The organism is Streptomyces sp. NPDC001135 (assembly GCF_053598395.1).
Map to the genome: position 1 here is coordinate 26392 of NZ_JBSFKD010000021.1, position 7535 is coordinate 33926.

At 72.0% G+C, this 7535-nt stretch carries 8 protein-coding genes; 4 read left to right on the forward strand and 4 right to left on the reverse strand.

The window, feature by feature from the left end; genetic code table 11:
* Positions 1–9 precede the first annotated feature (9 nt).
* Positions 10–930 (reverse strand): AEC family transporter, encoded by a 921-nt coding sequence (locus ACWC94_RS24440; RefSeq protein ID WP_450799040.1) that lies wholly within the window; start codon positions 928–930, stop codon positions 10–12.
* Positions 931–981: 51 nt separating this feature from the next.
* On the opposite strand from ACWC94_RS24440, the gene ACWC94_RS24445 reads away from it, so the two are divergent.
* On the forward strand, positions 982–1368 hold the full coding sequence (locus ACWC94_RS24445; protein WP_450799175.1) for an STAS domain-containing protein: 387 nt from the start codon (positions 982–984) through the stop codon (positions 1366–1368).
* Here ACWC94_RS24445 and ACWC94_RS24450 read toward each other — a convergent pair.
* A complete protein-coding gene (locus tag ACWC94_RS24450; protein WP_450799041.1) occupies positions 1252–2265 on the reverse strand; it encodes a sigma-70 family RNA polymerase sigma factor in 1014 nt (337 codons plus the stop codon). The genes ACWC94_RS24445 and ACWC94_RS24450 overlap by 117 nt on opposite strands.
* A 113-nt stretch (positions 2266–2378) precedes the next feature.
* Entirely contained in the window at positions 2379–3674 is a 1296-nt protein-coding gene (locus ACWC94_RS24455) for an MFS transporter (protein WP_450799042.1), read from the reverse strand.
* A gap of 63 nt (positions 3675–3737) precedes the next feature.
* Here ACWC94_RS24455 and ACWC94_RS24460 point away from each other — a divergent pair, with 63 nt between their 5' ends.
* Positions 3738–4700, forward strand: a complete 963-nt coding sequence (locus tag ACWC94_RS24460) for a LysR family transcriptional regulator (protein ID WP_450799043.1) — start codon at positions 3738–3740, stop codon at positions 4698–4700.
* A 142-nt stretch (positions 4701–4842) separates the two neighbouring features.
* On the opposite strand, the gene ACWC94_RS24465 is transcribed toward ACWC94_RS24460, so the two are convergent.
* Positions 4843–5604 carry an alpha/beta hydrolase family protein gene (locus ACWC94_RS24465; RefSeq protein ID WP_450799044.1) on the reverse strand — a complete coding sequence of 254 codons (762 nt, stop codon included), beginning with the start codon at positions 5602–5604 and terminating at the stop codon, positions 4843–4845.
* Positions 5605–5749: 145 nt separating this feature from the next.
* Between ACWC94_RS24465 and ACWC94_RS24470 the strand changes: the two genes are divergently transcribed.
* Together ACWC94_RS24470 and ACWC94_RS24475 are read left to right on the forward strand one after the other, a co-directional pair.
* The gene (locus tag ACWC94_RS24470) at positions 5750–6913 is read left to right on the forward strand and encodes an adenosine deaminase (RefSeq protein WP_450799045.1); all 1164 of its coding nucleotides are present in this window, start codon (positions 5750–5752) and stop codon (positions 6911–6913) included.
* A gap of 147 nt (positions 6914–7060) precedes the next feature.
* Entirely contained in the window at positions 7061–7429 is a 369-nt protein-coding gene (locus ACWC94_RS24475) for an ATP-binding protein (protein ID WP_450799046.1), read from the forward strand.
* The last annotated feature ends 106 nt before the right edge of the window (positions 7430–7535 follow it).

Sequence of the window (7535 nt, forward strand, 5' to 3'; positions counted from 1 at the left end):
GACCCGGCGTCACCCCAACACCGCCGCCACCCCCACCAACACCGGCACCGACACGGCCGTCGACAGCAGGATCGACTCGCGGGCCAGGCCCTCGGCCACGCGGTAGCGGCTGGCGTAGGTGAACAGGTTCTGCGCGGCCGGGAGGGCCGAGGTCACCACCACGTCCAGCAGGGGTGCGCCGTGCAGGCCGAAGACCGCCGTCGCCAGGGCCCAGGCCACGAGCGGCTGGCCCAGTGACTTCAACGCCGCGGACACCAGGACCAGTTGACGGTCCCGCCCCCGGCCCGGTGCCGAACTGCCGTGCACGGACATGCCGAAGGCCAGCAGAGCCGCCGGGACGGACATGTTGCCGATCAGGGTGAGAGGGTTCATCAGGGGGCCGGGGACATGCCAGCCCGCAGCCGACACCACCACCCCCGTCAGCGAGCCCACCGCGATCGGATTCCGCAGCGGTGTCAGCAGGCGCCGCCACACCGTGCCCCTCCCGTCCGTTCCGCAGAGGTCCAGAACGGTCAGCGCCACCGGGGTCACCAGGAGGACCTGGAAGAGCAGTACCGGTGCCACCAGGGACGCGTCGCCCAGGACGTACGCGGCGATCGGGATCCCGAGGTTGCCCGAGTTGACGTAACCGGAGCACAGGGCGCCGATCGTCGTACGGCCCGCACCCCAGCGGCGTACGGTACCGACGGCCACGAAGACCCCGGCGACCGCCGCCGTGCTCAGTGCGGTCACCAGCAGGCGGGCCGAGAAGAGCACCGACAGGTCGGCGCGCGCGAGGGTCGTGAAGAGGAGCGCGGGGCCCGCCACCGTGAAGGCCAGCCGGGTCAGCACCTCGCCGCCCTGCGTGCCGAGCGTCCCGCGCCGCCCGATCACATAGCCCACCCCGATGACGACCGCGATCACCGCGAACCCGCTCAGCACCCCCGTCACGGGGCCAACCCTCCGAGGAGAAGGGGGGACCGGTCAATGTGATCCGTGCCGATGAGTTGCGCCCGGCCCGCCGGTCTACCGCATGTGAAGGCCAAGGAACCCGCCGTGCTCGTACTCCCCGGCCCCGTCGCCCGTGACGAGGTCGCCGGGCTGTGTGCCCAGGTGCAGGAGCTGCTGACGGTCGGCCGGGCCCGCGTCGTCGTGTGCGACGTGGGCGGGCTCGGACCGCCGGGGCTGGCCGTCGTGGATCTGCTGGCGCGCCTGGAACTCGCCGCCCGCCGGGCCGGGGGCCGGATCCGGCTGCGGGACCCCGATCCCGCGCTACCCGCCCTGCTCGACCTCGTCGGCCTCCGCTTCCAGACGGAGGGGCAGCCCGAAGAGCGGGAACCAGCGCTGGGTGTCGAGGAAGCAGTGGAAACCGGTGATCCGGCCGTCTGACAGCTCCAGCACCTGCACCGCCCACGGGCCGAACCCGCCGTCGTCCGGGTCCGGCTTGTAGTGCGCGAACCCGGGCAGGCCGTTGACCTGGACCGGCACCAGACGGGAGCCGGCGCAGGAGGCGCCGAGGGTGGTCATGAAGCCGGTGATGTCGGCCGGGCCGCGCAGCCACAGGTCGAACGGCGGCATCGTCATGACGGCGTCCTCGTGGAGCAGCGCCGTCAGCGCCGTCATGTCGTACCCCTCGAAGGCCTTCACATAGCGTTCCAGGAGTTTTTGCTGCTCCTCGTCGAGGGGGTCGGACACCGCGCCCTCGGGGCCCGCGTCCGCGCGCTCGGCGAGCGTGGCCCGCGCCCGCTGCAGGGCGCTGTTGACGGAGGCGACCGTGGTGTCCAGCAGCTCGGCGACCTCGCTCGCCCTCCAGGCCAGCACCTCGCGCAGGATCAGCACCGCCCGCTGCTTGGGCGGCAGTTGCTGCAGGGCCGCCATGAAGGCCAGCCGGACCGACTCCTTCGCGACGGCGGCCTCCGCCGGGTCCTCGACCGCCGGCAGCACCCGCGCGTCCGGCATCGGCTCCAGCCATGTGTGGTCCGGCCGGGGGGACAGGGCCGCCCGGGCGAGGGGGGTCGACTCGGTGAGGTCCATCGGCCGCGCCCGCTTGTTGCCCGCCGTCAGCATGTCCAGGCACACGTTCGTCGCGATCCGGTACAGCCACGAGCGCAGCGAGGAGCGGCCCTCGAACTTGTCGTAGCTCCGCCAGGCCCGGACCAGGGTGTCCTGCACCGCGTCCTCGGCCTCGAAGGAGGAGCCGAGCATCCGGTAGCAGTACCCGGTCAGCTCGGTCCGGTGCTTCTCCAGTGCGACGTCGAGGTCCGCCGTCGCCGTGCCGTTTTCCATCGTCCACCCACCCCTGTGGCCGGTCCCTGCGGCGCTCCTCGGCGCCATTGGGAAGCTACCGCAGGGGACTGACAATGGCGCCCCGAGTTCGGAAACATGCAGGTGAGGGGGTTTCAGTGGGCGTTGGCCACAACCGAGCCCCGAGCCGCCACCCGCGCCGCCCGCGTACCCAGCACCGTGATGGTGACGACGCCGACGACCGCCAGCAGGCCCACCCCCACCGTGCCGCCCCAGCCGTCCGCGTGGAACGCCGTCGCGCCGACCGTGCTGCCGACGCTGGAGCCGATGTAGTACGCCGACTGGTAGAGCGCCGAGGCCTGGGCGCGGCCGTGCGCGGCCGTCTTGCTGACCGCCGAGGAGGCCACCGCGTGGCCCGCGAAGAAGCCCGCCGTGATCAGCACCAGCCCCAGCAGGACCAGCGGCAGCGAGGGCGCCAGCGAGAGCAGCAGGCCCGCCGCCGTCGTACCGCCCGCCAGGTACAGCGCGCCACGGCGGCCGAGCCGGCCCACCAGACGGCCCGCAGTGGACGCCGACACCGTGCCCACCAGGTAGACCAGGAAGATCGACCCGACGATGCCCTGCGGCAGCCCGAACGGCTCCTCGGTGAGCCGGTAGCCGATCACCGTGTAGACACCGCCGAACACCGTCATGAACAGCGCGCCGATCGCGTACAGGCGCCGCAGCAGCGGGTCGGCGAGGTGGTCGCGGACCGTGCCGAGCAGCACGCGGGGCCGCAACGAGCCCGCCGTGAAGTGCTTCGGGGCCGGCAACAGCAGCCGGAACGCCACCGCGCACGCCACCGCGACCGCGCCGATCACACCGACCGAGACCCGCCAGCCCCACTCCTGGGCCACCCAGCCGGTGATCACCCGGCCGCTCATGCCGCCGACGCTGTTGCCCGCGACGAACAGGCCGATCGCCGTGACCAGCGCCTTCGGCCGGACCTCCTCGGCCAGATAGGCCGTCGCCGAGGCCGGCAGGCCGGCCAGCGCCGCGCCCTGCACCGCGCGCAGCGCCACCAGCGCGCCGATCGACGGCGCGAACGGCACCAGCATGCCGACCGTGACCGCGACGGCGAGCGAGCCCGTCATCACCGTACGGCGCCCGAAGCGCTCCGACAGGGCGCTCATGGGCAGGACGAACAGCGCCAGCCCGCCGGTCGCGGCCGCCACGGTCCAGCTCGCCTCGCTCGCCGCGACCCCGAACTCGCCGGAGATCAGCGGCAGCAGCGCCTGCGTGGAGTAGAGGAGGGCGAAGGTCGCGACTCCGGCGAGGAAGAGGGCGAGACTCATCCGGCGGTAGCCGGGGCCGCCCGGGGTCATCCGGGAGTCGGAATCGGTGGAGTCGGCGGAAGGGGCGTGCGTTGCGGCGTCCATGGTGGTGGACGCCCCGGTACTGGCGGGAGACATGCTCTCGACCGTAGGAGGGGCTGTCTCATCCGTCCAATGCATGAATTCGCCATAATCGTTCCCATGGCGCATCAGCAGAGCTCACAGGCCCGCCTGTCACCATCCGGTGACACAGAAGACATGTCTGAGATGTCGCGGGTGCTCGCCCCGCGCCTCGCGTACTTCGCCGGCGTGGCCCGCACCGAGCACGTCACCCGGGCCGCCCACGAGATGAACGTCCCGCAGTCCACCCTCTCCCGCGCGATGGTCCGCCTGGAGCAGGACCTGGGTGTCGACCTGTTCGCCCGCCACGGCCGTACGGTCTCCCTGACCCCGGCCGGCCGCACCTTCCTCACCTCCGTCGAACGGGCCCTCGCCGAGATCGAGCGGGCCGCCGAGGAGGTGCGCGCCGACGCCGACCCCGCCACCGGCAAGGTCGCCTTCGGCTTCCTGCACACCATGGGCGCCGAGACCGTACCCGGCCTCCTGCACGCCTTCCGCGCCGACCACCCGCGCGTCCGCTTCAGCCTGGTCCAGAACTACGGCGAGGCCATGCTGGAACGCCTGCGCGCCGGCGAGCTGGACCTCTGCCTCACCTCACCCGTCCCCGACGCCCCCGACCTGGTGGCCCGCCGCCTGGACGAGCAGAAACTCCGCCTGGTCGTCCCCGCCGACCACCGCCTGGCGGGCCGCCGCCGTATCCGCCTCGCCGAGGCGGCCGAGGAAACCTTCGTCACCCTGGAACCCGGCTACGGCCTGCGCCGCATCTTCGACGCGCTGTGCGGGGAGGCCGGCTTCCGGCCGAGGGTCGCCTTCGAGGGTGAGGAGGCGGAGACCCTGCGGGGTCTGGTGGCGGCGGGCCTGGGGGTCGCCCTGCTGCCCCCGCCGACCGTTCCGCGCCCGGGGGTGGTGGAACTGACGGTCACGGCCCCGAGGGCGGTACGGGAGATCGGCGTCGCGTGGCTGGCGGACCGCCCGGACACCCCGCCGGTGGCGGCGTTCAAGAAGTTCCTGCTCTCAAGAAGGGGCAACCTGCTGCCCACGTGAGGGACGCCGGCCCGAAGGGGCACGGAGCTGTGTCCGTGAGGCGGCTGCGCCGCGTGGGCGCGGCCGGCCACGAGCGGCCCGGACCCCGACGACCACAAGGCCCCCTAGGCCCTGCCGTTTGGATCACCCGGCGTCGCAGGGCCTAGCGCTTCAACGACCGGCCGAACCCCACGGCCAACGGCATCCTGAGGCCGATCGGCGGCGGAGCGGCGAGCGCGTCCTCGACGGGGCGGGACACGGAGTGCCCGAACAGCGCCCCCATCATGAAGTCAACGGTCAGACAGGCGACCTCGTCCCGATGTCCGTGCAACCCGTGCCCGTCGGAATGCACTTCGAACCTGCACACCTCCCGGTTCGCCTTCTTCGCCCGCGCGGCGAACCGGAACGACAGCTCGGGATCGGTCCGTTCGTCGTTCGTGCCGTGCACGATCAACACCCGCCGCCCCACCAGCTGCTTCACCGGCTCGGCGGGTGCGGCCACATCCTCCTCCGGCAGCCAAGGGGCCAGCGCCACGACGGAGTTGACCGCTTCGTGCCCGCCCGCCCGCAACGCCGCCCGTCCGCCCATGTCCACCCCGACCAGGCACACGGGGACGTCCCCGTACCGCCGGACGACCTCGTCGGCGCTCCACTCCGCGTCCACCGCCAGGTGGGCCTCGCTGCCGTTCCAGCCCCGGTAGCGATACCGCACGGTGTGCACGGCCAGTCCCTCGTCCCGGCCCGCCCGCGCGATACGCCGGCCCAGCGAGCGCAGGGCGATCGTCGCCCGCACGGGGGACGGCCTGCGGGCGGAGACCTCCTCCCCGCCGGGGAGCAGCAGCACCGCTCCGCTCACCCCCGTCGGCACCGGGCCGATCGCCTTCCCCAGCCCGGCCGTTCGGACCGGTGTCGCTTGCTGTCCCATGACAGAACAGTGTCAGAAGGGGCGGTGTACGAAACCCGTATGCGCGGTCACCGTTGCGTATCGACGGGAAAGCGTCGCCAAAGTGCTGTGAAAGAGCCGTCGCGTTCACCGGGTCCTCTACGCGCGTAGGCGTTACAGTGCGGAAATGACGAGCCAGACTGCACCGAGTGGGGCCGTTCCGACGCCGGACCAGATCCGCCGGGCACCCAAGGTTCTGCTGCACGATCATCTCGACGGCGGGCTCCGTCCCGGCACCGTCGTCGAACTCGCCCACGCGAGTGGCTACTCGGAGCTTCCCGAGGCCGATCCGGACAAGCTGGGCATCTGGTTCCGCGAGGCCGCCGACTCCGGCTCGCTGGAACGGTATCTGGAGACCTTCAAGCACACCGTCGGCGTGATGCAGACCCGGGAGGCGCTCGTCCGGGTCGCCCGCGAGTGCGCCGAGGACCTCGCCGAGGACGGGGTCGTCTACGCCGAGGTGCGGTACGCCCCCGAGCAGCACCTGGACGGCGGGCTGACCCTGGAGGAGGTGGTCGAGGCCGTCAACGAGGGGTTCCGGCAGGGCGAGCGGATCGCCCGGGAGAGCGGCCGGCGCATCCGGGTCGGCGCCCTGCTGACCGCCATGCGGCACGCGGCCCGCTCCCTGGAGATCGCCGAACTCGCCAACCGCTACCGTGATCTGGGCGTGGTCGGCTTCGACATCGCCGGCGCGGAGGCCGGCTATCCGCCCACCCGGCACCTCGACGCGTTCGAGTACCTCAAGCGCGAGAACAACCACTTCACCATCCACGCCGGCGAAGCCTTCGGGCTGCCCTCCATCTGGCAGGCGCTGCAGTGGTGCGGCGCCGACCGGCTCGGGCACGGCGTGCGGATCATCGACGACATCGAGGTCCGCGAGGACGGCTCGGTGCGGCTCGGCCGGCTGGCGTCGTACGTCCGCGACAAGCGGATCCCGCTGGAGCTGTGCCCCAGCTCCAATCTGCAGACAGGGGCCGCGCCCTCCTATGCCGAGCACCCGATCGGGCTGCTGCGCCGGCTCCACTTCCGGGCCACGGTGAACACCGACAACCGGCTGATGTCGCACACGAGTATGAGCCAGGAATTCGAGCGTCTCGCCGAGGTGTTCGGTTACACGCTCGACGATCTGCAATGGTTCTCGGTCAATGCCATGAAATCGGCGTTCATTCCTTTCGATGAACGACTCGCGATGATCAATGACGTCGTCAAGCCGGGATATGCGGAACTGAAATCCGAATGGCTGTTTCAGCAAACGGCCTCCACCTGGGGTTCTGCCGGCTCGGCGGGATAAGGGCGGCCGAGTGGGGGCGCGGCTTGTGAACGGGGGTTCACAAGCCGTCCGCATTTCGGTGTTTGCGGCGGGCGATCGGGCGTGTTTACGGTCGTGGACCGTTCATCGTTTTTGTTTCCGTCCCCTCATGGCAAGGACGCATTTCCCATGAAGCACTCCGCTGTCAGGACCCTCGGTATCGCCGCTCTCGGTGCCGCCTTCGCCGCCGTCGGCGCGGGCGCGGCCCACGCGGCCCCGGCGGTGCCGGACACCGCCCCGGCGCTGGACGGCGTCACCAGGACGCTGCCGGCCGAGAACGTCGGCACGGCGCAGCCGGGTGCCGCCGACGCCCTCACCCGGGGACAGGACGCCCTGGGGGCCGGGGTGGCCGCCGCGCAGCCGGCCGTCGAGAGCGCGCTGCGGCAGGGAACGGCCGCACCGGTGCGCAGCCGCCTCGGTGAACTGCCGGTGCAGAACCTGCCCACCCGCGGCCTGCCCACGCACGGCCTGCCGGTCGACGGGGTTTCGCTCGGCTGACGCCGACTGCCGTATGACGCCGTCGGGGCGCCCCGGTCAGGTCCCCGCCACCATGGACCGCTTCAAGGCCCTCGACCTGAAGGTGGAGACGAAGCCGGACATGACG